Source organism: Bacillus sp. FJAT-47783, assembly GCF_022808615.1.
In the GTDB taxonomy this organism is placed as follows: Bacteria; Bacillota; Bacilli; order Bacillales; family Aeribacillaceae; genus Bacillus_BZ.
The window spans coordinates 34833-60480 of record NZ_JAKZKS010000015.1 but is presented as its reverse complement, the minus strand read 5'-3'; the positions used below and the strand labels follow the sequence as shown (position 1 = coordinate 60480).

Here is a 25648-nt window from a genome sequence, read left to right as displayed (position 1 = left end):
TTATATGTTTTGTAATAGGATAAATTAAAGAATGGTCTTTATTCCAGATCTTTGCAGCTAATTTTCCCCTCTGATTTCAAAGGTAGGAATCAGAGGGGGAACAAGCGAACTACTTCTCGTTTTAACTCATATTTTTGTTATCGATCATGTAAAAGAGTTTTTCTTTCTACTACATACGTCAATCTTTTCTTGTTCTAGAAGTTTTCATAAATCCGTTCGTTTCATCTAAAACAATGAAAGCCCTGCCTCTCTTTCATCCTTACGGCTCCTTGGCCGCGCCAGCGTGAATCAGATGTTAAACTCGTTTCTTTAATAAAACAAAATGAACAGTATTGGAAAAGTTTTCGAAAAATAAGGGGTAGAAAAAACGGAGAGAAAATAGAAAAAGGTGACGATGTGTGTCACCTTTTTTATATTATCATTACGCTTTTTGAACGTTAGCTGCTTGAGGTCCACGGTTACCTTCAACGATTTCGAATGTAACAGCTTGACCTTCGTCTAAAGATTTGAATCCGTCAGTTTGGATCGCTGTGAAGTGTACGAATACGTCTTCTCCACCTTCGCGCTCGATGAATCCGAAACCTTTTTCTGCATTAAACCATTTTACTTTACCTGATAACATGATGATTCCTCCTAAAAAAATTAAATGGTACTATTAGTTTTTCAATTAATTCTTTTACGACAAAATAAAAAGTCGCTCTACAATCAAATCTGGACTAACAAATCGCCCACTCTTTGATTGTAGACACGACTTATACTATCCAAAATCTTTAATTCGATAAACGTAATAGCAATGACTTTATTATAAGACAGATAGAACGATATGTCAAATACTTTATTAAAATTTCAATTTCGATAATGCTTCAGCAAGGGCATTATTAATCGGTTGTTCGTCCTGTTGATTTTTTAAATATTTGTTAATGTCACGCCTTGAAACGTTTTGTTGTTTTTCTTTTTTTCGACGCTCTTGGAAAGAAGATCGTTTTTCTCGATGACCGCAGCGACATACGAACATTTGCCCTTCTCCTTCCCCTCTTAGTTCAAGCTTCTTATGACATTTTGGACATCTTGCATTCGTCGTTTTAGCAATGTTTTTCCGGTAGCCGCAATCACGGTCTTGGCAAACATGCATCTTTCCTTTCTTCCCTTTTACTTCAAGTAGTAGCTTGCCGCATTCTGGGCATTTCGAACCGGTGATGTTGTCATGTTTAAACGTTTTCTCGCTTTCTTTAATGGCCGTTATGACAGATGTTGCATAATGACGAATTTCATTCATAAATGCTTTCTTCGTCAACTTACCTTTTGCGATCGCATCGAGCTTTTGCTCCCACTCAGCAGTTAATGCTGGTGATTTCAAATCGTCTGGAACGAGCTCTAGCAGCTGCTTTCCTTTTGACGTAACAAAAAGATCTTTTCCTCGTTTTTCAATTAAAAACGTTTTAAACAGTTTTTCAATAATGTCGGCACGTGTTGCAACGGTACCGAGCCCACCCGTTTCACCAATTGTTTTCTTTAATGCTTTGCTTTCACCTTCCATATACTTCGTTGGGTTTTCCATCGCTTGTAAAAGTGTTCCTTCATTAAAAGGTGCAGGCGGTTTCGTTTCTCCCTCTGTTTTGACAAACGATTGAACTGTAAACGACTCACCCTTGTTTAATTGAGGTAATGATGGTGTAGTTTCTTCATCCACTTCCCCGTTGTATACTTCTTTCCACCCTAAACTCGTTACGACTTTCCCTTTTGCCTTAAACCTTTCACCATTAACGATTGCCCAAACCGTTGTTTCGTCGTACTCATGTGGAGGGAGTAAAACAGCTAAAAACCGTTTCACGATTAAATCATATATTTTTCGTTCTTTATCAGTTAGTTTCGTCAACAATGGTGTTTGTTCAGTCGGAATAATGGCATGGTGGTCCGTAACCTTTTCGTCATTAACAAATGACTTTTTCGCTTTGATCGGTTGCTTCAAAATTCGAGACGCGATCGCTTTGTATTCGGAAGTAGCACACGCTTCTACTCGTTCCTTTAATGTACTAACTATATCTGTTGATAAATAACGTGAGTCTGTTCTTGGATAGGTAACCACCTTATAATGTTCGTACAAACGCTGCATAACGGATAACGTTTCTTTTGCGGAAAAGCCGAAACGTTGATGCGCTTCACGTTGGAGCTCGGTTAAATCGTATAGATGTGGTGGCACGCTTTTCTTCTTCGTCGTTTTTACATCATGAATGACAGCATTCTTTCCTTTTATCTTTTGGAAAATTGTATCAACCTTTTCTTTAGAAAACGATTTTGTATCATTAGTTTTCGCATCTTCCCACGTAAATGTTACGCCTTCGATAACAGCTGTAAGTCCATAATATGGTTTCGGACGAAATTGCTTTATTTCCTCTTCCCTTTTTGCAATCATTGCAAGTGTCGGTGTTTGCACACGTCCACACGAAAGCGATGCATTGTATTTCGACGTTAATGCACGTGTTGCATTAATACCGACAAGCCAATCTGATTCCGCTCTTGCAACGGCTGATTCGTATAAATGCTCATACGCTTTTCCATCTTTTAATCGCTTAAAACCGGCTTTAATCGCTTGATCCGTAACCGACGAAATCCATAGGCGCTTGATTGGCTTATGAATGCGCGCTTTTTCAATGATCCATCTTGCTACAAGCTCTCCTTCACGCCCTGCATCTGTTGCAATGACAATTTCCTTCACATCTTTACGGTGGAGCTGTGCTTTTACGGCTTGAAACTGTTTTCCTGTTTTTTTGATTACAACGAGCCTTAACTCTTTCGGCATAATCGGCAAGTCTTGTAAATTCCATTTTTTATATTTATCATCATAGTTTTCAGGGTCAGCGAGTGTCACTAAATGTCCTAACGCCCACGTAACGATGTAACGTTCACCTTCTAAAAATCCGTTCCCTTTCTTTTTACATCCGAGAACTCTTGCAATATCTCTAGCAACAGAAGGCTTTTCTGCTAATACGACTGTTTTACTCATTATTCAAATCCTTTCTAAAACAAACAGATAGTGAAATAGTATCACTGAATATCTCTGTTGTACAATGTTTTGAAGTAACAGAACACCGAAAATCTCCTTAAGGAGCTTCTTTATTACATCTTCAAATCCAAACGGAAGACCCCTGATAAGCATGAATGTTTATCACTTCATTTTATCAATACCTGCAAGAAATGTATCGATTACGAACGTCAAGCTTTTTTCCACATCCAGTGGCAGGCCAAATCCTCCTTTAAATTCAAGGGAGGCAAATCCATGCAAAATACTTCTTAAGCCACGTACCGCATGTATCACTTGTTCCCCTTCTAAATCATAGTTTCTTAATACTTGTGCAACGAGCTCAACCATTTCTTCACCAGCATTTTTCACTTCTTCCGTTTGAGTGTCAGGCATGAGAAACGTTGCTTGGTATAATCCCGGGCGATTTCGCGTAAAGGTTAAATAAGCATCACTTAATGCGTGTATCGCTTCATCACCTGATTTTCCATTCGAAGCTTTTGCCATGCGACAATGAAGCTCTCGTAATCCGTATACTGCAAGCTTTATTTTCACATCATCTAATCCCGCTACATGGTTATATAATGAGGGTGATCGTATATCAAGCCGTTTTGCTAGTAGTGCCATGGATAATTGTTCAATTCCATGTTCATCTGCAATTTCTGCAGCCGCTTGAATGATATCATGAATATCTAGCCCTTTTCTTGGTGACATTTAAAGTTCTCCTTTCATTACACAACTAATTTTCTTTCCGCTTCCTCTATACTTCGGTTAATAGCCTCTAACGGTTCTTCCAATAGACGACCGTGCCCAACGGCAAGTATTGATGGATTAAGTTTTCTTACTTTCTTTGCACTCTCAAGCGCTATTCCTTTATTCCATGTCGCCATAGCTGGAAATGGAAAGGAGAGACGAATTTGTCCAGCAACGGCCGTACCACCTCTCGTTTGAAACGCATCACCTACTATTACCGCGTTTGAACGTTGATCGAAAAACGACATCGACCCTGGCGTGTGTCCTGGGGTTTCAATGGCGAGAAGAGAACCGACTTCATCCCCCTCTTTCAATAGCACATTTGGTTTTGTTTTTACGTTTTTCGGAGCTCCTCCACGAATCGGTGTTTTAGGTTCTCCCTTCATGAGTGAAAGGTCCCCTGCTAAAAGCTTCGCATCACGATAGGAAATATAAACGTCTGCATCCGGATTCGATTCCTTTATTTTATCAAGAGCTCCGACATGATCAACATGGGCATGGGTAATCAAAATGTTCGAAATCGGTTTGCCTATTTGTTTTGCCGCTTGAATGATTGCTATCGCACTGTATGGAAGTGCAGCATCAATTAACGTAAGACTTTTCTCTTCCTCTACAAAATAACAATTGATTGGGAAACACCTTGGCATAAAAGATAATTGGTAAAGATGACCTTTTTGAATAATCTTCATCATATATCCCCCATTAAAATTGATCACCAAATACTAATGGTATTAGTTTTATATTAACTAATGATATTAGTTTTTTCAATACAACAATTTTAATCGGTTTATCCGCAAGTTAGGCTCAATTCCGCGCAAGTTTTGAAATAACAAGAGTTCTTTACTTAGAAATTTTTCGTTAGTTAAGGGGGCTTTTTTATAACTTAAGTCTTTTTATTAATTGGGGGGTATCTTTCATTAATTGGGCTTTCTTTCATTAATTAGGCTTTCTTTCATTAATTAGGCTTTCTTTCATTAATTAGGCTTTCTTTCATTAATTGGGGGTATCTTTCATTAATTGGGGGTATCTTTCATTAATTGGGGCTTTCTTTCATTAATTGGGGGTACCTTTCATTAATTGGGCTTTCTTTCATTAAATGGGGTTTTCTTTCATTAATTGGGGTTTTCTTTCATTAATTGGGGCTTTAATCCTAAATATTGGGCTTTCATGAAAAACAGGGTCCAAAAAGTCAGTTTTCATGGACTTTTTGGATAGCCCTGCTTCTTCGCAGTTATGAAGTCTTCTTATCTAAATTCAAAATTTCAACTAATTGAATTTGATGACCTTCCATTTTTAATACTTTGAATTCGTAATGGTCGTATGAAATTGAATCACCTTCACGGATTTCAAACTGATTCGTTAAAATCCAGCCTCCGATTGTATCAACATCTGTGTCATCAATATTTATACGAAGCAGATCATTAATTTCACTAATCAACACTTTACCATCAACAATCATTTTTTCCTCATTTTCCTTTTGTATCATTGGGACTTCATCAACATCAAATTCATCTTGAATTTCCCCAACAATTTCCTCTAATATATCCTCAACGGTAACAAGGCCTGCTGTGCCACCGTATTCATCCACTAATATCGCCATGTGAACACGCTCTCGCTGCATCTTTACTAATAAATCATGGATCGGAATTGATTCAATAACTCGGATAATGGGACGGATGTAATGATCAAGCTTATTCCCCATCACTTCTGGTGTATGATGGCAGTCTGTCAAAATTTCTTTTATATTGACAAGACCAATTATATGATCTTTGTCTCCTTTTATAACTGGAAACCGTGTATACTTTTCTCGTTTAATAATTTCCATTAAGTCAGATATCGAATCATTGATATCAAAAGCAACGATTTCTCTTCTTGGCACCATTATTTCTTTCGCAATACGATCGTCAAAAGTAAAAATGTTGTTCACGTATTTGTATTCAGATTGATTGATTTCCCCACTTTTATAGCTTTCCGATAATATTATACGTAATTCATCTTCTGAATGGGCTAATTCATGATCAGCATTCGCTTTAAGCCCCATTAATTTCGAAACGATTCGCGCCGATCCATTCAAACCTCGGATAATCGGAAACATTAATTTATAAAAGAAAATAAGCGGTTTTGAAAACATCAAGGATACTTGCTCAGCTTTTTGTATGGCGAATGTTTTCGGTGCTAGTTCTCCAACGACAACATGCAAAAACGTAATCATGGAAAAGGCAATTGTAAACGAAAGAATGCTTGCCACCGATTCATTTACGTTTAACTGTTTAAATACAGGATGAAGCAAATGCTCCACCGTCGGTTCCCCGAGCCAACCGAGTCCGAGTGACGTAATCGTAATACCTAATTGGCATGCAGATAAATATTCATCTAAATTATCGAGTACTCGTTTCACAGCGACTGCATTCCGATTACCATCGGCAACAAGCTGTTCAATTCTTGTCCTCCGCACCTTTACGATCGCAAATTCAGATGCAACGAAAAAGGCTGTTAGCGCAATTAAAAGGATGATTAATAATAAATTGATTAGTTCCAATGACCCTCTCTAACGAATTGGGAACGTTAGAGAATCCACCTCCTGATATGTATAATCTTTATTTCTTAACGTACTCCTCCGAGAATATTGTATCTTTTTTAGAGGTGTGGTGTAAACATGCTCACCTCTCTTATCACCCTAAATAAACGTTAAAATGCGTTTTATTTGGAACGTAATCGTTATTCATAAGGGTTCATTACACTAAAACTACTTTTCCATCACATTTTATTACGGATAATTTATTTTTAAACAATCACTGGTATAGATAACTATACAAAATAATGTTACACTTCAATAAAAGGTTTGTCATTCATGGGAAAGGGAGTAAAATAATGAAAAAACGAATCATTACACATGCAACCATTTACACAGAATCAGCAACAATTAAAAACGGATATATTAAAATAAAAAACGGAAAAATTGAAGAAATAAACTCGATGGAGAATTTGTCAATATCAGAGGGGTATGAAAAAATTGCTATTCCTTCTTCTTATAAAGTCATTCCAGGGAGAATTGATCTACACATCCACGGCGCGGGTGGAGCCGATACGATGGATGCTACGAATGAAGCACTTTCCACAATAGCAAACGCCCTTCCAAAAGAAGGAACAACGAGTTTTTTAGCAACAACGATTACCCAATCAAAAGAAGCGATTGAACGAGCGCTACAAAATGTTGCTTCCTATAAAAAATCACCTCAAACTGAAGGGGAAGCTGAGATTGTTGGTATCCATTTAGAAGGCCCATTTCTAAATTATAAAAAAGCGGGTGCACAGCCGTTTCAGTACATGTTGCATCCATCCATTGATATTTTTAACCTTTGGCAAAACCTTGCAGATGGCCTCATTAAAGTTGTGACGGTAGCACCTGAAATGCCAGGAGGATATGAGTTTATCCGCCACCTTCATCAAAACGGTGTGATCGCTTCTATCGGTCATTCGGATGCAACAAATGATGAGATGATTCAAGCTATTGAAGCTGGTGCTAAACAAGTCACACACTTATTTAACGGTATGCGCGGCTTACATCACCGTGATCCCGGAACAGCAGGTGCAGCTCTTTTACATGAATCATTAAAAGTGGAACTCATCGCAGATGGTATTCATGTACACCCACAGATGATACATCTTGCCTATCAACTAAAGAAGAAAGAAGGCATTATATTAATTACAGACTCAATGAGAGCAAAATGCTTAAAAAATGGGACGTACGATTTAGGCGGACAGCAAGTAACCGTGAAAGATGACATGGCCATTTTAGAGAATGGGACACTTGCCGGGAGCGTCCTACGTATGAACGATGCGGTAAAAAATATGATGAAATACACAAACTGCTCATTAGAAGAAAGTATTCGGATGAGTTCAGTAAATCCAGCAAAACAGATTGGAATATATGATCGAAAAGGAAGTATTACGGTTGGAAAAGATGCGGACATTGTCATTTTAAATGATGAAAATGATGTACACATGACCATTTGTCAAGGGTCGATCGCTTTTCAAAAGGAGGATACTTAATATGCAAATTATTATGACGAAAAACTATCAAGAAATGAGCCGGAAAGCAGCAGAATATCTCATTTCAAAAGTACGCGCAAATCCAAGTATGACATTAGGTTTGGCAACTGGCGGGACACCGATTGGCTTATATGAACAATTAATTAGAGACCATCGAGACAACGGTACTTCCTATGAAAATATTACAACATTTAACTTAGATGAATATATTGGCTTAAAACCGGAAAATGAACACAGTTACCATTATTACATGAACGAAAATTTCTTTAAACATATCAATATTCCTATTTCAAACACACACATTCCAAACGGACTTGCAGATCATAAAGAAGACGAATGCAATCGTTATGAAAAACTTATTCAAGAAAATGGCGGAATCGATGTTCAAGTGCTAGGCATTGGAGGAAATGGGCATATCGGCTTTAATGAACCGGGAACTCCCTTTTCATCGACAACTCATATTATTAACCTTGCTCAGGCTACTCGTGAAGCAAACGCTCGATTTTTTAATTCCATCGATGAAGTACCAACTCAAGCGATAACGATGGGCATAAAAACGATCATGCAAAGTAAAGAAATTGTTCTGTTAGCATCAGGTAAAGCCAAAAAAGAGGCAATAAAAAAACTATTTTCCCAAGAAGTAACCGAAAGTTTCCCTGCTTCTATCCTAAATCTTCACCCGAATGTTATAATTTTCGTGGATGAAGAAGCATTACCAGAAACCGTTTTGGAAAGTGTGAAAGGAGCATAATGAATGATCGATAAAAACTCCCCTGTTCCCATTTATTTTCAATTAGAAGAACGAATAAAAGCATCAATCGAAAAAAAAGAACTCCTTCCAGGGGACTTGCTTCCTTCCGAACGAGAATATGCCGAAAGCCTTGGCATTAGTCGTATGACCGTTAGACAAGCTTTTACAAACCTTGTGAATGAAGGATATTTAATGAGAAAAAAAGGGAAAGGGACGTTCGTTGCAGAACAAAAAATAGAACAATCATTATCAGGGTTGACAAGCTTTACAGAGGACATGAAACGTCGCGGTTTAGAGCCAAGCAATATGCTCATTAAGTTTCATCTCATCCCAGGGCCGGAAAGTATTTGCCAACGATTAAAAATACCAAAACATGATCCGGTATACGAAATTATTCGGATTCGTTTAGCTGATGATTTGCCAATGGCACTTGAACGCACATATCTTTCAGCTAATCTAATCAAAGGTTTAACAGAAACAGATGTCGTTTTCTCCCTTTACCAATATATTGAACAAACATTAAATTTAAAAATTGGAACAGCAACCCAAACACTCGAAGCTTCCATCGCCAATGAACAAGATGCAAAGCTATTAAAAATCAATAAGGGAGCTCCTATACTCGGTATTCAACGGGCAACCTATTTAGAAGATTCTACTCCACTAGAGGTCGTCTACTCCTTATATCGAGGCGATCGTTATAAATTTATGATTGATATGAAACGTTAACCCCATTGGAGGTTTATACATGGCATTATTTCAACAATACTTTCGTGAAATTCAGAAATTACTTTCTGAAATCGAAAGAGACGAAGCAACGAACATCCGTCATGCTGCTAAACAAATTGCAGCTGCACTCGAAAATGACGCTATCATACATTATTTGGATGTGGACACTCTCATATTTTAGGTGAGGAATTATTTTATCGTGCCGGTGGCTTAGTTCCTGTAAATCCTATTTTTATTGAAGACCTCATGCTCCATAAAGGAGCCGTTCGTTCTTCACAGCTTGAACGAACAAGTGGAATCGCAGCTCATTTTATGAAAGAAATTGATATAAAGCGAAACGATGTCTTTATCATCGTCTCTACTTCAGGAAGAAATCCAGTCCCAATTGAGGTAGCACAAATAGCAAAAGAAAGAGGAGCTTTTACAATTGCTATTACGTCTCCTCGCTATGCAATACACCAACCTTCAAGACATCCGGATGGACTTTTCCTTTATGAAGTCGTCGATTTAGTCATTGATAATCATGCCCCAATCGGTGACACTCTTCTTCATGAAGAAGCATTTAGTTTATCGTTCGGCCCCTCCTCTACGGCTATTGGATCAACGATTATTAATGGGATTTCTGCGGAGGCTATCAACATTATGATTCAAAACGGAACGACCCCACCGATATTTAAAAGTGGAAATGTTGATGGCGCCGATGAATTTAACAAACAGCTCATTGAAAAATACAAAAAGCGTATGCCGTATCTTTAAAAGAAAGGAAACTTTGGTGAGTTCACCTTGGTTTCCTTTTTAGTAGAGATACTAAGAAATATCCTTTATTAATTCAAACTTGATGATGGAAACTGTTTAACTTTTTGTTTCGTTCTAACCCAAGAAAAAATGATAGCAGCCATTAGCGTAAAACCTAGATAGCCCACAAGCGGATAGACTGTTCCAACTAACGTAATAAACCCAATAAAGCTTGCTAAAAATGCTACAGAACCAAAAATCGTTACTAACCATTTGAAACTTTTTTGACTAGGGTCAACAAACCGTACTGAAAATGAATAAAGCATACCTACTGCTGTGTTATAAATCATTCCTAATAAAATGAGGGACATAAGAACACTAAAAATTGGTGAAAGATTATTAGCTAAATAAAGCATCGGCATATCTACACCTGTAAACGTATCTATTTTGGCAAGCATTCCAAGATTTATAAGTAAAATGAGAATACCAAGTCCAATTCCTCCGAGGATCCCTCCTAAACCAGCTGATCTTTCGTCTTTCACGGCCCCACCCATCACTATGAGCATGGCAGCCGCTGCCGCAATATTATAGGAAACGTATAATAAGGAACCTAATCCCCAATTAGATGCAGCAGCATATTGTGTATCAATTATTTGGTGTACTTCAAAAAGACTATGTTCCATTGCGACAAAAGAATAGCCTGATAATATGACAACCATCACGAGTAAAAGCGGAGTAATAAGGCCAATGATCGAAATTACTTTTTGAATATTTAATGTGACGGTCAAAATAGTCAAGAATGTCATCAACATACTACCTACTAAACTTGATATCCCAAATTGCTGTTCAAATATCGACCCTGCCCCTGCAATCATGACGACTAATACGCCAAATAAGAAAAACGTAATGATAAAATCAACTACTAATCCAAGGTAACGTCCACAAATGTGGTAAATGACTTCTTTATGAGAGGTTGTTTGTAAACGACTCCCTAATTGAGTTAAATTCATTCCTAAGAACGCGAAAAGAACGGTTGCTAACAGTGTCCCTAGAACACCTAGCCATCCAAAGCTAGTAAAAAATTGTAGGATTTCCTGTCCAGAAGCAAACCCTGCTCCAACAAGCACTCCAATATACGCCCCTGCAATTTGGATACTCTTCTTCATGTTGCCCTCCTTAAAATAAGAATTTTCAGAATTTTCAACGAAAAATTTGAGGAAGAGCTAGCTCCTCCCATCTTTTCTTATTTAAAAGCTTTTTCATTAGTCGTAAATTGTCGAATCGTTTCAAGATTCGGCTCATAACCTATGCCAGGCTGATTTGGAACGGTGATTATTCCATTATCAACGATAACTTCTGGTTCAATAAGATCCTTTTCCCAATAGCGTCTTGAAGCCGCCGTATCACCTGGTAAAACAAAATTAGACAAAGTGGTTAAAGCAATGTTATGTGCTCTACCAATACCTGATTCAAGCATACCCCCACACCAAACAGAGATGTTGTGCTCTTGACACAAATCGTGAATTTTTTTAGATTCTGTTAATCCACCAACACGTCCAATTTTAATATTAATAATTTTACAGCTTTCAAGCTCTATAGCTTTTCTAGCATCATCATAAGAATGAATACTTTCATCGAGGCATACCGGTGTAGAGATTTCCCGTTGAAGCTTCGCATGATCGACAATATCATCAGAATCTAATGGTTGTTCAATCATCATTAAATCAAATTCATCTAGTGCCTTTAATCGATCTACATCTTTTAAACGATAAGCCGAATTAGCATCAGCCATTAAAGGAATCGTAGGGAAATGCTTTCGTACTTCTCTCATAACCTCAACATCCCAGCCCGGCTTAATCTTCACTTTCATTCGTTTGTACCCTTCGTTTACATGATCTTCAATGATGTGAAGCAAATCATTAACAGAGTCCTGAATACCTATGCTGATGCCTACTTCAATTTCATTCTTTTCACCACCTAAAGCAACTGCTAAAGGAATACCTTTTTGCTTTGCATATAAATCCCATACTGCCCCTTCAAGCGTAGACTTTGCCATATTGTTTTTACGAATATAGGAAAACATTTCAGAAATGTTATCAGGGTGCTGAATCTCTTGATTTAAAACACTTGGAATCAAATAATCTTCTAACATATGCCAATTTGTTTTTATCGTTTCTTCATTATACCAAGGCGTATGGAAAGCAACAGATTCTCCCCAGCCACTTTGTCCATGATCATCCTTTGCTTCTAACAAAAGAAACTCTTTATCCTGAAACGAGCCAAAGCTCGTCGTAAATTTAGATTTTAATCTCATCTTGACTTGACGTAACGTGATTTCTTTTACTTTCATTTCCCCCACCTCAGTTGGATTATATTTTTAATGTATTTTTTTGAACTAATAGATAATAATGAACCGATTCATCTGCACTTTTTTTCAGAGAAACCGCAGCATATCCTTTAGCAAATAAAGTTTGGAAAATATTTCTTGTTTTTAACCGCCAATCCATAGCAAGTGCATGATTCACTTTCTTTATATGTTGAATATTTGCTGGAACAGGTACGAATATGGAAGTGTCATAATCGAAATTGGATTTAAGGTCGTGCTCAACATTCTTCAACTTCGGTAATCCATCTACAGTTTTTTCCCACCGAAATTGGAATTTGGTTTGACTGATAGGAATCGGATGTTGATTTTTTACATGTGTACTGTTTATCCACCATTCCACTTTAAATCGATCACTAGGAAGTCCTTTGTTTAGGTTATCTCCCATTTCCCCATAGCAATCCTCAACGTATGTTGAGCAAATTGTCTGCAATTTTGATAAATTCAAGTAAGCATTCCTCGTTTCAAGCGGGTCGTATGTCCATACGACTAAGTCGTATCCCATTTCCCTGGCTATCTCTTTTTGTTCTTGTTTTAAACGTGCACCTACCCCTTTTCCTTGGTGATCAGGGTGAATACCAAGCATGTGTGAGCATAGATAGCTTTGCCCTTTATGAAAACCAGGGAAACTGTAACTAAATCCGACTATTTCCTCATGAAGAAATGCCCCTAATACTAACCCTCCATTTTGCGATGCGGTAATCGTTTGGTGAATAGGGAGAGGGGATATATTCCAAACAAGTTTTTCAAGTTTTTGAATTCGTTGTAAAGCTTCATAACTTTTTAATACTTTCAGCTCAATATCCGTGTTCATGCCAACTCCCCCATTTTATAGGCTTCTATCGTATTCAATACTGCTTTCGTTAAAATTTCGATACCAGAGTATATAGCATTACGATTAAAAGTCATCTTTGGGTGATGAAGGCCAGGCTGCAAATCACACCCAAGGCCTAACATCGTTGCTTTAATCGTTGGTTTTTTTAACGTATAAAAATGAAAGTCTTCTCCTCCCGTTGTGTTTATAGGAGCGATTACCTGAAGATGACCTATCGAATCGATGATAGCCTTTTCCATCATCCGTTGAGCTTGCGTGTCAACCTGTGCAGCCGCAACATTTGCTTTCGTTTCTAACGTAATCTTCACGCCGTAAAGATTGGCAAGAGCGCCGGCAATGGTCTCAACCTTTTCCGTCAGTTCTTCCATCACTTGATTCGTTTGTGCACGTAAATCTAAACGAAAAGATGCTTTTCCAGGAATAATGTTTCCTGATTCTCCCCCCGCATGAAAACTTGTCATTTTAGCCGTATAAGGAACCATCGGATTTAAATAAATATTTTTCATTTCATGAATGAAGGATGCACCGATTTCGATTGCATTTTGACCAAGGTGAGGTCGCGCTCCATGGGCATCCTCCCCGACAATTTCCCCTGAGATAAATTTGGCCGCACCGTGATAGATGGCAGGAGTTGCCTGACCGTCTTGTAATTCTTGAATCGGTCTTAGATGGACACCATATAAAAAATCAATATCATCTATTACTCCCTTTTCAAGCAGTTTGAGTGCCCCAGTCCCCTTTTCCTCAGCAGGCTGAAAGATGAACTTTAGCTTCACGGAAGGGTCAACATTCATTTTTGAAAGAAGCATCATCACGCCAAGAACCATTGTCATATGGGCATCGTGGCCACAAGAATGATTCGCTTGAAATTGTCCATCCACCTCCTGCCATAGTGCATCCATGTCAGCGCGTAATGCTACACAGAAATTTCCTTCTCCTACCTCAACGATGAGACCGGGACAATCATTAAAGGTTTGTACAGTAAAGCCTTGATTTTCTAAAAAACGTTGAATATATTCAGTTGTCTCGTATTCCTGCCAACTAATTTCAGGATGGTGATGCAAATAGTCAAAAATGGAATCAATAGTCGGTTTAAGAGCGTCTATGTTTGGTTTCATTTTTCTTCCTCCATAGGTTAAGTTCAATTAGTCATTTTCTATAATTTATACGATCTTTCCATTAAAGAAGTTTAAACTTTAAATAATATGAATATAAAAGTATAAACTTCATTTTGATATAATTCAAAATTACCACAAACAACCTATCAATTCAATAACAATTCAGAAATTTCCGATATTTAATTATTTGAGCGTTACTAGGGACAAAGTATTCAACATAATTTGGAAAATGGGAGTTAGATGTCATAGATTGATTTGATAACAGTAAATATACAAAAAAGCTTCCACCAAAAGTACAATACTTTTGTGAAAGCCTTTTATAAAAAGTTCCATAAACGTAGCTGCAAATTTAAGGTTTTCATTTAATGGAATCCAACTGACGACTTGTCTGATTATACTCATGTATTCTTTGTTGGACATTAGCCTTGTCAGTTGCACTAACGCCTGCTACAAGTAAATTCAATAAAGAAAAAATGACCGGCATCCCTTTTAAAGTGGTTGGGGTAGCCGTAACTACTTTAAGTAATAAATCAGCCAACGGACCAATTGGGGACAATTCGTCATCAGTAATGGCCAAAACCTTTGCCCCCTTTAGTTTAGCAGCACTTACAAAACGTATCGTTGACTCCGTGTATCTAGGAAATGATAAAGCTATAATTAAATAATCTTCATTTACTCTATTAATTAAATAGTTTGCATCTTCCATTTCTCCTCTAAATAAATGCACATTTCCCTTAATAATATTTAACGTATAGGCTAACCAATGAGCTGAAGCATAACTACTGCGAAAGCCCACAACAATAATATTTTTTGCTTCAATCATTGCCTTAATGGATTTATGGTATGAACTCATGTCTAACTTTTGTAGAGTTTGTTGTATGTAAGACACATCATCTTCGATAACATTTTTCACAAGATGATCGACATCTTTTAAATCACCTGTTATATTTTTCAGCTTTTCCAAAGGATCTTCCTTTTCATTAAGAAGTGAATACCTAATGTCATTTTGTAAAGATGTATAGCCTGAATAGCCAAGCGCATAACAGAGACGAATGACTGTCGTCTCACTTGTTGATGTCAACTCACCAATTTTTTTTGCTGGATGTAGAGCTACTTGTTTCGGTTCATCTAAAATAAATTTTGCTACCGGTTTTTGACGATTGGTCAATTCATTGTAATTCTTACGTATTTTCTCAAACACATTTTCATCCTTCATTTCGATCACCACCTATTCATTTGTATAATACTTTTCCATTCATAATAACTTCTTAAAAGAACATTCAACATGCTTGATTTTCGATTTACATATATTCATTTTTCTTATTTCTTCTATTATATATAGATTCTTTCTTTATGTACAAAAAAAGAAGAACCACTCTTACTGGTTCTTACAAAATGGACTTTTATGTTTTTAATCAACAAAAATCTTCCCAGGATTCATTATATTATTCGGATCTAAGCTCTTCTTTATGTTTTTCATCACATCATATGCATACCCGTGCTCCATTCGTTGATATTTTACCTTTCCCATTCCAACCCCATGTTCGCCAGTACATGTTCCCTTTTTGGATAAGGCATAATGGACAATATGCTCATTTAAGGTTTTCGCTTGATCGATTTCTTTTTGATTCGCTAAGTCGATCATAATCCCAACGTGATAATTTCCATCTCCTACGTGCCCCATAATCGATGAATCCATTCCCATTTCCTCAATCTTTTGACGAGTATTTTCAATTGCATCAGGTAAAGATTGAATCTGCACACACATCTGTTACCATCATCTTTTTCCCCGGGTTCCCATGAATAAATGCATAAGCTAGGTTGTGCCTTAATTCCCATAGCTGGTGACGTTTTTTCGAATCGTTCTCAAAGGCGAAGTCTAGGCAATTCATATCGCTTAAAATTTCTTGAGCAAATGTAACATCCTGCTCGACTCCATCTTTGTTTCCATGAAACTCTAAAAATAAAGTCGGAGCCACATCAAATGACGCATCCATGAAGGAATTCATCTGCTCAATGGACCGGGCATCGACAAGCTCGATTCTTGCCATTTGAATGCCTGCTGACATTATGGTCACTACAGCATCAACAGCCTCCTGAATGGTAGAAAATGATACACGTGCCGCTGATATCATTTCTGGTATTCCATACACCTTTAAGGTTAATTCCGTTATTACACCGAGAGTACCTTCAGATCCTACCATTAATCCATTTAAATGATAGCCAGAGGATGATTTTGGAGATAAGCTCCCCGAATGAATGATTTCACCATTTGCTGGCTTTTTTCTTCTATCTACTTTTTATTCTTACTTGCATCGTATGGCTTGAACTTTTTGCTACCGACCATTATTAAATCCCTTTCGACGTTATTTAGTAATACACAGGTTGGGTTAATTGCCATGATACCGGAAATTGTTGGCTTAATTGGGCTGATTTGGTGGGCCCGCCATTCAGATCAAACAGGAGAGAGATGGGTACATGCAGCCTGTTCTTTAACTGTTGCTGCAGTCGGTCTTATTGGAAGTTTCTTTGCTCCAAACACATTTCTAGCTATCACCATGATATCTATTTCGTTTCTAGGGACATTTAGCTTTTTAGGTCCATTTTGGGCATTGCTTTCGATGTTCTTTACCGAATCTTCCGCAGCAGTCGCCATTGCATTAGTCAACTCCATTGGAGGATTAGGAGGATTCTTTGGCCCTGTATTGTTAGGTTATTTAAGCCAGAGTCAAGGACTTTTACTATTTAGTACAGTTTTCCTCCTTAGCCTCATCCCTTTGTTCATTTTGAAAAAGAATGCTTTTCGTCAAGAGTTGGATCAATCAAATATTGAAAGTGTAAATAAGGCAACTTAAAATAGGATTATCGTTATATGGAGAAAATAGTGTAACCGCAAGTTAGGTGTATATTTGCGCAAGCTATGAAAGAAATCCGCAAGTTTTGTAAAAAAATCCTCAAGTTCTTGAAAAAACAACGCAACTAGTATGATACGAAACCGGCTTGCTTTTTCTAAAAAAATAGCCTGAGTCCCGAAATTGTTTTGGGCCCAGGCTATTTCATGTACTTTTACATAGGGAATCGTATGAACTAACTGAAATTCTTCTAACCTTTAATATTGTAAAATCTTCTCCACTCCCTCTTTCACACGAATCTCATTCGGGAGCCAATCATCTTCAATGGATGGCACTGGATAAGGTGTATCGTATCCAGTAATCCTCATGATAGGTGCTGATAAAGAGAACAAAGCCTGTTCGCTAATTAAAGCCGCAATTTCCCCTCCAACTCCACCTGTTTTGACCGCTTCATGAACAATGATCAATCTACTTGTTTTTTCAACTGACTCGATAATCGTATCAATGTCAATCGGGCTAACCGTTCGTAAATCGATGACTTCAAGACTGACACCATTCTTTTCATATTCTTCAGCAATTTGACTAACGATATGAACAGGTTTTCCATACGTTACGATCGTGACGTCTTCTCCCTCTTTGACAACATTTGCTTTTCCGAGTGGAATTGTATAAGGTTCATCGGGTACTTCGCTTCGCAAAGCACGATATAAATTCATCGGCTCTAAAAATAAAACCGGATTTTCATCACGAATAGCTGAAATTAGAAGTCCTTTCGCATCATAGGGAGTGGAAGGGATGACCACTTTTAATCCGGGTGTATGCGTAAATAACGCTTCAAGACTGTCTGAATGAAGTTCCGGTGTTCGGACTCCGCCGCCAAATGGACTCCGAATGACCATTGGTGCTGTAAATCTTCCAGCAGAACGGAACCTCACTCTAGCAGCTTGTGAACAAATTTGATCCATCGTTTCATAAATAAAGCCTAGAAATTGAATTTCTGCTACGGGTCTCATTCCATTCACGGCTAAGCCAACAGAAGTACCAATAATTCCAGATTCTGCTAACGGTGTATCAAACACACGATTTTCACCAAATTTTTCATATAAACCATCCGTAGCTCGGAATACGCCACCATTTACACCGACATCTTCACCTAATACGAGAACTCGGTCATCTCGTTCCATTTCTTGAGCTAATGCATCTCGGATTGCTTCAACCATTGATAATCGAGCCATTAATAGCTGCCTCCTTTACCATGTAGACGATCGATTAATTCTTCTTTTTGCTTTTGTAATTGCGGATGAGCCTCATCATATACATAATCGAATGCTTCATAAACTGGACTTGGTGTCATCCCTTCAATTTTTGAAATTTCTGATTCAATCTCATTGCTGATGACGGAAGTAAGAGAAACTTTTATTTCTTCTGTCAATACTCCTCGTTTCAGTAGAAATGACTCATACCGTTTCATCGGATCTTTTTGGTGAATCCAAATATCGGCATCACCTTTTTGACGATACTTCGTCGGATCATCAGCCGTTGTATGAGGTCCTTGTCTATACGTTACAGCCTCAATTAATGTTGGACCTTCACCGTTTCGGGCATTGTCAACAGCTTCTTTCATGACTTGATAGACAGCAAGTACATCATTACCATCCACTCTCATTCCTTTCATGCCGTACGCAGAGGCTTTTTCCGATATCGTTTTCGTTGCCGTTTGCTTTTCAAATGGAACACTAATTGCCCATTGATTATTTTGACAGAAGAAAACAGCTGGAACTTTGTAGACAGAAGCAAAGTTTAACCCTTCGTGAAAATCGCCTTCTGACGTCGCGCCATCGCCAAAGTAACAGGCTGTAACCGTTTTTTCCCCGCGGAGCTTTGATGCCCATGCACATCCAGCAGCCTGCGGAACTTGACCCGCAATAATGATTTGAATTGGAAAAACATTGACATCTTCAGGAATTTGACTTCCTTCAATATGACCTTGAATATATTTTAAAAAGTGTTGGATCGGTATTCCATGTACAAGCATGGCGGCCATTTCACGATAGCTCGGAAACACCCAGTCTTCCTTTTTCAAGGCAAATGCGCTTCCTACTTGAGCTGCCTCTTGGCCAGCAAGTGGACCATACGTTCCAATTCGGCCTTGACGTTGCATTTTCAACAATTTTTGATCTAACATTCTTGCTTTTAACATCCATTCATATAGCATCAACATTTTGTCTTCTTCTACGTTCAGTTTTGAAAGGAATTCCTCGTTTCCGTCCCCGTTTTCATCAATGATTTGATACATGTCTACCTCTGTTTTTAGTTTCTCCATTTGCTTCTTTCTCCTTTCTATTTAAGAATTCACGATATGTATCGCTTTTTTCAGCAATACTTCAGAAGCTTCTAAAAGGCCTTCAGTTAAAGTAGGATGAGGATGGATCGTTAAACAAATATCGTCCACTTTTGCTCCCATTTCGATTGCTAATGCTGCTTCTCCGATTAAATCGGATGCATGAGAACCAATAATTTGAACCCCAAGTACATAATCATTTTCATCCGCGATTACTTTAACAAAGCCTTCTGATTCGTTCGTACTCAATGCACGTCCATTTGCGATAAATGGAAATTTTCCAACTTTTACATGATTTCCTTGTTCTTTTGCCTCTTCTTCACTTAATCCCACTACGGCAATCTCTGGATCTGAGAAGACAACGGCCGGAATAGCCTGATAATCTACAATACTATCCATACGTGCAATCGCTTCAGCTGCTATTTTCCCTTCATATGACGCTTTATGGGCAAGAGCAGGTCCTGGTACGATATCCCCAATGGCAAAAATGTGGTTGATATCGGTCCTGCATTGATGATCGACAGCAATGAAACCGTTCTCAAGTGTTTGCAGGCCAATTGTCTCTAACCCTAATCCATCAGTGTTTGGCCTGCGTCCTGTTGTAACGAGGCAGTAGTCTGCATGTAATTGCTTTTCTTCTCCTTTCATTTCTATCTTTACTTTCACATCATTCTCGCTTACTTCACTAGAAGTGACATATGCGCCTGTTTGTACATCTACGTGTAGCTTTTTCAGCTTTTTCTTCACAATTGAAACAATCGATTTTTCATACTGGGCTAAGATGGTTGGTGCTGCTTCAAGTATTGTTACGCTTGTACCTAATTTGGCATAGGCTGTCCCAAGCTCAATCCCAATATATCCTCCGCCAACGACAATCATCGATTTTGGCACTTCCTTTAACGATAATGCCTCTGTCGAAGATAATATTCTCCCGCCAAATGGGAGAGCTGGAAATTCAATTGGACGAGAACCCGTTGCCAAAATACACTGCTCGAAATGGATCGTCTGTGTCGAGTATTCAGATACAATCCGAACCTCATGATTTCCTGTAAAGGTCGCTTCTCCTTCCACAATAGTGACATGGTTGTTTTTACATAAAGCCGACACACCTTGTGAAAGTTTTGAAATAACCTGTTTATCTTTCCATTCTTGAAATTTTTGAAAATTTATGGATGGTTGTTCAACCTCTATTCCACGTTCACGATAATCTTGTAAATTATAAAAATCTTCTGCAGCGGCTATTAGGGCTTTTGATGGGATACATCCCTCATTCAGACAAACTCCCCCTAGCGTGCTTTTCTCCACTAACGTCACTTCTTTCCCTAATTGGGCAGCGCGAATTGCCGCCGAATAGCCACCTGGTCCTCCTCCGATGACAAGTACTTCCGTATGAACTGAAAAGCTCCCAACGACCATTTATCTCACCTCCATAAGGAGTGTGTTTGGATTTTCTAACGTATTTATAACAGATTTCATAAACATCCCCGCAGGATGACCGTCAATGAGTCTGTGATCAAAGGATAGTGACATTCCCATCATATGACGAATGACAATTTGACCATCTTTAACTACTGGCTTCTCTTTTATCGAATGAACCCCTAAAATAGCTGCTTCTGGATAATTAATGACGGGCGTAGCGAACCAGCCACCTTTTTTACCTGTACTACTAATCGTAAAGGTTCCACCTGTTAAATCGTCCCTACTTACTTTACGTTGACGAACTTTTTCAATTAATTGATGGAGTTCAATGGCAATTTCTAAAATCGTTTTTTGATCAACATCTTTAATGACCGGAACAACTAACCCGTCGGAAGTCGCTGTTGCAATCCCGATATTGTAATATTTCTTTAATAGGATTTTTCCTCTTTCTTGATCTAAAGAAGAATTTAAATATGGATTTTCCTTCAATCCTTTCGTGACCGCTTTAATAATAAATGGAAGATAGGTTAACTTGGCCCCATGCACTTCAACATATGGAAGTAAAGATTTGCGAATTTCCGTTAATTCGGTCATATCTACTTCTTCCATACCTGTTGCATGCGGAATCGTGTACATTGATTCGACCATTTTTTCGCTTATTTTTTTCCGAAGTCCGTTAAACGGTACTTCCTCAACGAATGAAGATGGTTCCTTTTTATCAGCATGGGATTCAGACATACTTTGTAATGTAGGAATGGCAACTGTATTAGAAGTAGCGGCAACTTCATTTATCGCCGACCGGACATCTTCTTCTGTTACTCTACCATTTGGACCTGTTCCGGCAATCGTTTCGATATCTATACCAAGCTCTCTTGCCAGCTTTCGAACGGTCGGAGCAGCAAAAACACGACATTTCGTTTTACTTCTGTTCGAACTAGGTTGTGAGTTTGGTTGACTAAAAATGGCTGATTTATTCTCTGAAGTTGTTCGTTGAGGCAAATCTTGAAGAATCTTTGAGTCATTTGTTACTTGATTAGTTGATTCGTATTGTTCGATTGTCACCAAAACATTCCCAACATGAATAACTGTTCCAATAGGACCTGCTAGAGAAATGACTTTGCCACTAACGGGTGAGGGAATTTCAACAACAGCTTTATCTGTTTGCACTTCAGCAACTGGTTGATCTTTATCGATCATATCTCCTTCTTTAACGAACCAACGAACAATCTCTGCTTCGTGCAAACCTTCACCTAAATCTGTCAATGTAAATTCATAATTCATTTTATAACTCCTTCCTTCATAAATTCTCTTTCTTTTACAAGTAAAAGAGCTGCTTGACGAGGTGAAAGTTTTTCTTCCTTTGCTTTTTCCAATATCCAAGATAAAGTGTTTGATAGATGCTCCTTTAAAAAGGCAAAGATACTGTTTAAATCTGGTGAGACATTTTTATATACGATAATCCCTAAAAACCCTGCCCCCGTACTATTGGCAATAAAGTCAGGAATAATATAGACACCCTTTTCTGTTAAGACTTCCTCCGCCTCTTTTGTCACTGGAATATTCGCACCCTCTACGATTATTTTTGCTTTGACTTGTGACACATTTCCAGTTTGAATGGCATCTGCAATAGCGGCAGGAATAAGAACATCAACCTCTGGAACGAGCCAATAAGAGCCGTCTTCTAATTGATAGTCAGACGGTAGTTTTGTTCGATCAATTGTTCCTTTTTCATCCTTTGCTTTTAATAAGCATCGTATATCTAGCCCGTTTTCTGCGTATATTGTCCCGTTAACATCTGATACGGCCACAACCTTCGCACCCGCTTCATAAAGGTATTTAGCTGTACTTGCTCCGACACTTCCAAAACCTTGAATAGAGATTTTAGCCGTTTTTGTTTCTATGTTGATCGATTTTAGTGCTTCGAGCGCGGCAATCGCTACACCATAACCAGTCACAACATCTGTAATCGGAGCTCCATCTACTTTTAAGCTAAGTGCTGAAACTAAGTTTGTTATAAGTTCTTCCTTATTTTCGAGGGTGTTAAATAAAGCATCAACTGGCGAATGAAGTCCTAAATCTTTGACTATTTTAACAATCGACTCTTTTGTCGTTCCCATGTCTTCACTTGTTGCCCACATATGAAGAAGATATGGTTGATGAGCTTCTAAAAATCTGTGAAGGACCTCCTTACTGTCCGGTGCAGATGAAGGGTAATCAATTCCTGCTTTTGCTCCACCTATTGGCATATCTAGTCCAATCATTTTTAATGTCATCGTATGAGCTAGTCTCTGAACCTCTTCTTTTGTTACACCTTCTCTCATACGGATGCCTCCACCCGAAACTCCATTGATAAGCTTATCAATAGCTAAATACCCTTTTGCACCTGTTGCAGGATCAGTCCAATCTGTTACTAAATAAGATTTCACTTTTAATTCCTCCTCGTATAAATAATGAATGTTTATTTCTTACTTTTTTTCCATCGATAATACAATGCACTCAACATAACTAATAAAAGATAGATTCCTCCTACTAAAGGGGCATCCATTGCAGCTAAAATAGAAAAGAAAAGGCTCGTGATGATCCCTGACCAACAGAAAAACGTTAGCCATTTGGGAGAAATTAAAATAATAGACGAATTATAAAGATCAGGATAACGCTTTGGAGCTCGCCTTGCGCCAAAGCCAGTAAACACAGAAGCAAGTAAAAAACCAATGACGACCATTGTTGCAAATGTCGTTATATCAACCTTCATAACTAACAAAATGATAGAAATGATAGCTCCTGTAAAAAGGCCTAATGTAGGTGTTCCGTACTTCTTATGTTCTGTAAGAAATTTTTCTGAAACGAGTTGATCTTTCGCTATTGCAAGTAATTCTTGAGGAAACACCATCATTGCAGCATTTAATGTCGTTGCAATCGCCATGATTCCACCTAAGCCGATAAACATCACGATCCATGATGGAAGAAATTTACTTGCCATTAATGGAATGGAAAAATTGCTATCAGTCCATTCATTAGCTGAACTAGTGGATGAAACGACATAAGTAACAGCCACATAAATTATTGTTACGATGACTAAACTTAACAAAATAGCTCGTGGCATATTTTTCTTAGGTTCTCGAATGTTTCCTCCTAATTCAGCTACAATGTTGTAACCAGCATATGAATAAAACGCGAGGGCAGATGCTAATAAAAGGCCGCTCATACCGTTTGTTAGAAATGGAGCGCTTTCTGAAACGGATTTTTCCACAAAAAAACCAGGAACCGCAAAACATAACAAGGCAACGAGCATCCATACAACCATCCCAATTTGAATTAAGTTTGCCGTTTTAATCCCAAAGTAATTAATCAACCCGAAAAGAATAACAGTACCCATTGCAACTGAGAGTTGAGGGATATTCGGGAAATAATAGAGCATATACTGTTCTAATCCTAAAGCGAGCATCCCAATTGCCCCTATACAAGCAAATAGAATGGTTACCCCAGCTAGAAAGCCCATGAATGGTGAATTTAATCGTTTATTATAGTAATACGTTCCTCCACTCTTTGGAAACATGCAGCCTAGTTGCACATAGTAAGCGCTTCCAAATATGGCGGGGAGAGATCCAATCAAAAAGGCAAGATATAGAGAAGGACCAGTTGTTTGAGCAATTGGGCCTAGCATGACAAAGATGGAAGAACCGACCATAGCTCCAACCATTGTGGCGATCGCACCAATTAGCCCCATCTTTTGCTGTGATTCTGTCTTCAGAGATGATTTTTGACTTAAAGACAATTCCGTGTTTTCCACACACATTCCTCCTTGTAAAAATACAGATCATTAAAGTCGACAACATCTCCTACTCCTTTAGTTTTCGATTTCAAAATCAATAATGTACACATGTAACTCTTTTGGCCCGTGCACACCCTGTACAAACGTAGCAGCAATATCTGCACTAAAACTAGGACCTGATATAAAGTTGGTACAAGCCGGAATTTTCCCCACCTCCTTCAGTTGTTTCATCTGCTTCACCGCATCCGAAAATCGTCCCTTTATTTTCTTTTTCGAAATGATCACAAGATGCATGTTCGGAAGTAAACTGATTCCTCTTTTTCAAAAACTTCTATAAAATGCTTAGCTGCTTTTTTCGCATCATTCCAATATCCACTATTAAACGATACTTGACCACAGCATGTTTGATCGGGTAAAAATGACACTTCACACCCTAACTTCTCGAGTACTTCCACTACACTTTTCCCTACCTTTGGAAAAAGTAAATCAGAAAGACAAGTGACAAATAGTGATACTTTCACCGTTCTCCCCCATTTCTATTATGTAATATGAAACTTAAAACGTTTAACTAATATCTGATATATCAGTTAGTGAGGGTTTTCCTTTAAACCCAGTAACTTCTTTAGAGCTTCATTCTAAATTTCCATCAAGCTTTTTCAATAAGTAGTTCATTTTGCTGTCTAAAAGTCGTTATATTCAGAAATTAATACTCTGTTTATCTGGGAAGTAATTAGTGAGGTTCTTTTTTTCTTTAGTAGGATTTAGAAAAATGTTTCGCTAATATTAAGAAGGAAAACTTTGGAGCAACATTCAGATTCACAAACTCAATAAGAAATCGCTTCCAAAATTAAAATAAGAACTTTTAGTCATTCTTAGTACATAGCGTATCAA

At 38.0% G+C, this 25648-nt stretch carries 22 protein-coding genes and 2 pseudogenes; 5 read left to right on the top strand and 19 right to left on the bottom strand.

Annotated elements, in window-relative coordinates:
• Window positions 1-421: 421 nt before the first annotated feature.
• The 5 genes from cspD to MLD65_RS11725 all read right to left on the bottom strand — a co-directional run bounded on the left by cspD (window position 422) and on the right by MLD65_RS11725 (window position 6311).
• Window positions 422-622 (bottom strand): cold-shock protein CspD, encoded by a 201-nt coding sequence (gene cspD / locus MLD65_RS11745; protein WP_243292059.1) that lies wholly within the window; start codon window positions 620-622, stop codon window positions 422-424.
• A 216-nt stretch (window positions 623-838) separates the two neighbouring features.
• A complete protein-coding gene (locus tag MLD65_RS11740; protein ID WP_243292058.1) occupies window positions 839-3004 on the bottom strand; it encodes a DNA topoisomerase III in 2166 nt (721 codons plus the stop codon).
• A 162-nt stretch (window positions 3005-3166) separates the two neighbouring features.
• Window positions 3167-3733: a TetR/AcrR family transcriptional regulator gene (locus tag MLD65_RS11735; protein WP_243292057.1), complete on the bottom strand. Its 567-nt coding sequence runs from the start codon at window positions 3731-3733 to the stop codon at window positions 3167-3169.
• 17 nt (window positions 3734-3750) lie between these two features.
• Window positions 3751-4461: an MBL fold metallo-hydrolase gene (locus tag MLD65_RS11730; protein ID WP_243292082.1), complete on the bottom strand. Its 711-nt coding sequence runs from the start codon at window positions 4459-4461 to the stop codon at window positions 3751-3753.
• A gap of 542 nt (window positions 4462-5003) precedes the next feature.
• Window positions 5004-6311, bottom strand: coding sequence for a hemolysin family protein (locus tag MLD65_RS11725; protein ID WP_243292056.1), 1308 nt, complete (start codon window positions 6309-6311; stop codon window positions 5004-5006).
• A 332-nt stretch (window positions 6312-6643) separates the two neighbouring features.
• On the opposite strand from MLD65_RS11725, the gene nagA reads away from it, so the two are divergent.
• From nagA to MLD65_RS11705, 4 genes and pseudogenes are all read left to right on the top strand, one after another.
• A complete protein-coding gene (gene nagA / locus MLD65_RS11720) occupies window positions 6644-7825 on the top strand; it encodes an N-acetylglucosamine-6-phosphate deacetylase (protein WP_243292055.1) in 1182 nt (393 codons plus the stop codon).
• A 1-nt stretch (window position 7826) separates the two neighbouring features.
• A complete protein-coding gene (gene nagB, locus MLD65_RS11715; protein WP_243292054.1) occupies window positions 7827-8576 on the top strand; it encodes a glucosamine-6-phosphate deaminase in 750 nt (249 codons plus the stop codon).
• Window positions 8577-8579: 3 nt separating this feature from the next.
• On the top strand, window positions 8580-9302 hold the full coding sequence (locus tag MLD65_RS11710; protein ID WP_243292053.1) for a GntR family transcriptional regulator: 723 nt from the start codon (window positions 8580-8582) through the stop codon (window positions 9300-9302).
• Between the two features lie 19 nt (window positions 9303-9321).
• Window positions 9322-10058, top strand: a pseudogene (locus tag MLD65_RS11705) (SIS domain-containing protein).
• Window positions 10059-10126: 68 nt separating this feature from the next.
• On the opposite strand, the gene MLD65_RS11700 reads toward MLD65_RS11705, so the two are convergent.
• The 6 genes and pseudogenes from MLD65_RS11700 to MLD65_RS11675 all read right to left on the bottom strand — a co-directional run.
• Entirely contained in the window at window positions 10127-11203 is a 1077-nt protein-coding gene (locus MLD65_RS11700; protein ID WP_243292052.1) for a YkvI family membrane protein, read from the bottom strand.
• Window positions 11204-11280: 77 nt separating this feature from the next.
• Window positions 11281-12387, bottom strand: coding sequence for an o-succinylbenzoate synthase (gene menC / locus MLD65_RS11695; protein ID WP_243292051.1), 1107 nt, complete (start codon window positions 12385-12387; stop codon window positions 11281-11283).
• A 19-nt stretch (window positions 12388-12406) separates the two neighbouring features.
• A complete protein-coding gene (locus tag MLD65_RS11690; protein ID WP_243292050.1) occupies window positions 12407-13234 on the bottom strand; it encodes a GNAT family N-acetyltransferase in 828 nt (275 codons plus the stop codon).
• A complete protein-coding gene (locus MLD65_RS11685; RefSeq protein ID WP_243292049.1) occupies window positions 13231-14373 on the bottom strand; it encodes a M20 peptidase aminoacylase family protein in 1143 nt (380 codons plus the stop codon). The genes MLD65_RS11690 and MLD65_RS11685 overlap by 4 nt, the downstream gene beginning before the upstream one ends.
• 358 nt (window positions 14374-14731) lie before the next feature.
• Window positions 14732-15589, bottom strand: coding sequence for a MurR/RpiR family transcriptional regulator (locus tag MLD65_RS11680; RefSeq protein ID WP_243292048.1), 858 nt, complete (start codon window positions 15587-15589; stop codon window positions 14732-14734).
• 195 nt (window positions 15590-15784) lie between these two features.
• Window positions 15785-16649, bottom strand: a pseudogene (locus MLD65_RS11675) (FAD-binding oxidoreductase); the annotation flags it as partial.
• On the opposite strand from MLD65_RS11675, the gene MLD65_RS11670 reads away from it, so the two are divergent.
• Window positions 16629-17228, top strand: coding sequence for an MFS transporter (locus MLD65_RS11670; RefSeq protein WP_243292047.1), 600 nt, complete (start codon window positions 16629-16631; stop codon window positions 17226-17228). The pseudogene MLD65_RS11675 and the gene MLD65_RS11670 sit on opposite strands and share 21 nt — an antisense overlap.
• A 254-nt stretch (window positions 17229-17482) precedes the next feature.
• Here MLD65_RS11670 and MLD65_RS11665 read toward each other — a convergent pair whose 3' ends face one another.
• Genes MLD65_RS11665 through MLD65_RS11630 form a run of 8 tightly spaced genes read right to left on the bottom strand, consistent with a single transcriptional unit; the run spans window position 17483 to window position 25278 of the window.
• Complete coding sequence (locus MLD65_RS11665) at window positions 17483-18460, bottom strand: alpha-ketoacid dehydrogenase subunit beta (RefSeq protein ID WP_243292046.1); 978 nt, start codon at window positions 18458-18460, stop codon at window positions 17483-17485.
• Window positions 18460-19548 (bottom strand): pyruvate dehydrogenase (acetyl-transferring) E1 component subunit alpha, encoded by a 1089-nt coding sequence (gene pdhA / locus MLD65_RS11660; RefSeq protein WP_243292045.1) that lies wholly within the window; start codon window positions 19546-19548, stop codon window positions 18460-18462. The genes MLD65_RS11665 and pdhA overlap by 1 nt, the downstream gene beginning before the upstream one ends.
• Before the next feature lie 21 nt (window positions 19549-19569).
• Window positions 19570-20982 (bottom strand): dihydrolipoyl dehydrogenase, encoded by a 1413-nt coding sequence (gene lpdA, locus MLD65_RS11655; RefSeq protein WP_243292044.1) that lies wholly within the window; start codon window positions 20980-20982, stop codon window positions 19570-19572.
• A complete protein-coding gene (locus tag MLD65_RS11650) occupies window positions 20983-22266 on the bottom strand; it encodes a dihydrolipoamide acetyltransferase family protein (RefSeq protein WP_243292043.1) in 1284 nt (427 codons plus the stop codon).
• Window positions 22263-23411 carry a Glu/Leu/Phe/Val dehydrogenase dimerization domain-containing protein gene (locus MLD65_RS11645; protein WP_243292042.1) on the bottom strand — a complete coding sequence of 383 codons (1149 nt, stop codon included), beginning with the start codon at window positions 23409-23411 and terminating at the stop codon, window positions 22263-22265. The genes MLD65_RS11650 and MLD65_RS11645 overlap by 4 nt, the downstream gene beginning before the upstream one ends.
• Before the next feature lie 32 nt (window positions 23412-23443).
• On the bottom strand, window positions 23444-24775 hold the full coding sequence (locus tag MLD65_RS11640; protein WP_243292041.1) for an APC family permease: 1332 nt from the start codon (window positions 24773-24775) through the stop codon (window positions 23444-23446).
• Window positions 24776-24832: 57 nt separating this feature from the next.
• On the bottom strand, window positions 24833-25051 hold the full coding sequence (locus tag MLD65_RS11635) for an LUD domain-containing protein (protein ID WP_243292040.1): 219 nt from the start codon (window positions 25049-25051) through the stop codon (window positions 24833-24835).
• On the bottom strand, window positions 25039-25278 hold the full coding sequence (locus MLD65_RS11630) for a heterodisulfide reductase-related iron-sulfur binding cluster (protein WP_347709293.1): 240 nt from the start codon (window positions 25276-25278) through the stop codon (window positions 25039-25041). Before MLD65_RS11630 ends, MLD65_RS11635 begins: the two co-directional genes overlap by 13 nt.
• Window positions 25279-25648 lie beyond the last annotated feature (370 nt).

Excerpts from the sequence above, each read along its gene's own strand:
- cspD (WP_243292059.1), bottom strand. The coding sequence starts at position 622 with ATGTTATCAGGTAAAGTAAAATGGTTTAATGCAGAAAAAGGTTTCGGA.
- MLD65_RS11740 (WP_243292058.1), bottom strand. The coding sequence starts at position 3,004 with ATGAGTAAAACAGTCGTATTAGCAGAAAAGCCTTCTGTTGCTAGAGAT.
- MLD65_RS11735 (WP_243292057.1), bottom strand. The coding sequence starts at position 3,733 with ATGTCACCAAGAAAAGGGCTAGATATTCATGATATCATTCAAGCGGCT.
- MLD65_RS11730 (WP_243292082.1), bottom strand. The coding sequence starts at position 4,461 with ATGAAGATTATTCAAAAAGGTCATCTTTACCAATTATCTTTTATGCCA.
- nagA (WP_243292055.1), top strand. The coding sequence starts at position 6,644 with ATGAAAAAACGAATCATTACACATGCAACCATTTACACAGAATCAGCA.
- nagB (WP_243292054.1), top strand. The coding sequence starts at position 7,827 with ATGCAAATTATTATGACGAAAAACTATCAAGAAATGAGCCGGAAAGCA.
- MLD65_RS11710 (WP_243292053.1), top strand. The coding sequence starts at position 8,580 with ATGATCGATAAAAACTCCCCTGTTCCCATTTATTTTCAATTAGAAGAA.
- MLD65_RS11700 (WP_243292052.1), bottom strand. The coding sequence starts at position 11,203 with ATGAAGAAGAGTATCCAAATTGCAGGGGCGTATATTGGAGTGCTTGTT.
- menC (WP_243292051.1), bottom strand. The coding sequence starts at position 12,387 with ATGAAAGTAAAAGAAATCACGTTACGTCAAGTCAAGATGAGATTAAAA.
- MLD65_RS11690 (WP_243292050.1), bottom strand. The coding sequence starts at position 13,234 with ATGAACACGGATATTGAGCTGAAAGTATTAAAAAGTTATGAAGCTTTA.
- MLD65_RS11685 (WP_243292049.1), bottom strand. The coding sequence starts at position 14,373 with ATGAAACCAAACATAGACGCTCTTAAACCGACTATTGATTCCATTTTT.
- MLD65_RS11680 (WP_243292048.1), bottom strand. The coding sequence starts at position 15,589 with ATGAAGGATGAAAATGTGTTTGAGAAAATACGTAAGAATTACAATGAA.
- MLD65_RS11670 (WP_243292047.1), top strand. The coding sequence starts at position 16,629 with ATGAATGATTTCACCATTTGCTGGCTTTTTTCTTCTATCTACTTTTTA.
- MLD65_RS11665 (WP_243292046.1), bottom strand. The coding sequence starts at position 18,460 with ATGGCTCGATTATCAATGGTTGAAGCAATCCGAGATGCATTAGCTCAA.
- pdhA (WP_243292045.1), bottom strand. The coding sequence starts at position 19,548 with ATGGAGAAACTAAAAACAGAGGTAGACATGTATCAAATCATTGATGAA.
- lpdA (WP_243292044.1), bottom strand. The coding sequence starts at position 20,982 with ATGGTCGTTGGGAGCTTTTCAGTTCATACGGAAGTACTTGTCATCGGA.
- MLD65_RS11650 (WP_243292043.1), bottom strand. The coding sequence starts at position 22,266 with ATGAATTATGAATTTACATTGACAGATTTAGGTGAAGGTTTGCACGAA.
- MLD65_RS11635 (WP_243292040.1), bottom strand. The coding sequence starts at position 25,051 with ATGCATCTTGTGATCATTTCGAAAAAGAAAATAAAGGGACGATTTTCG.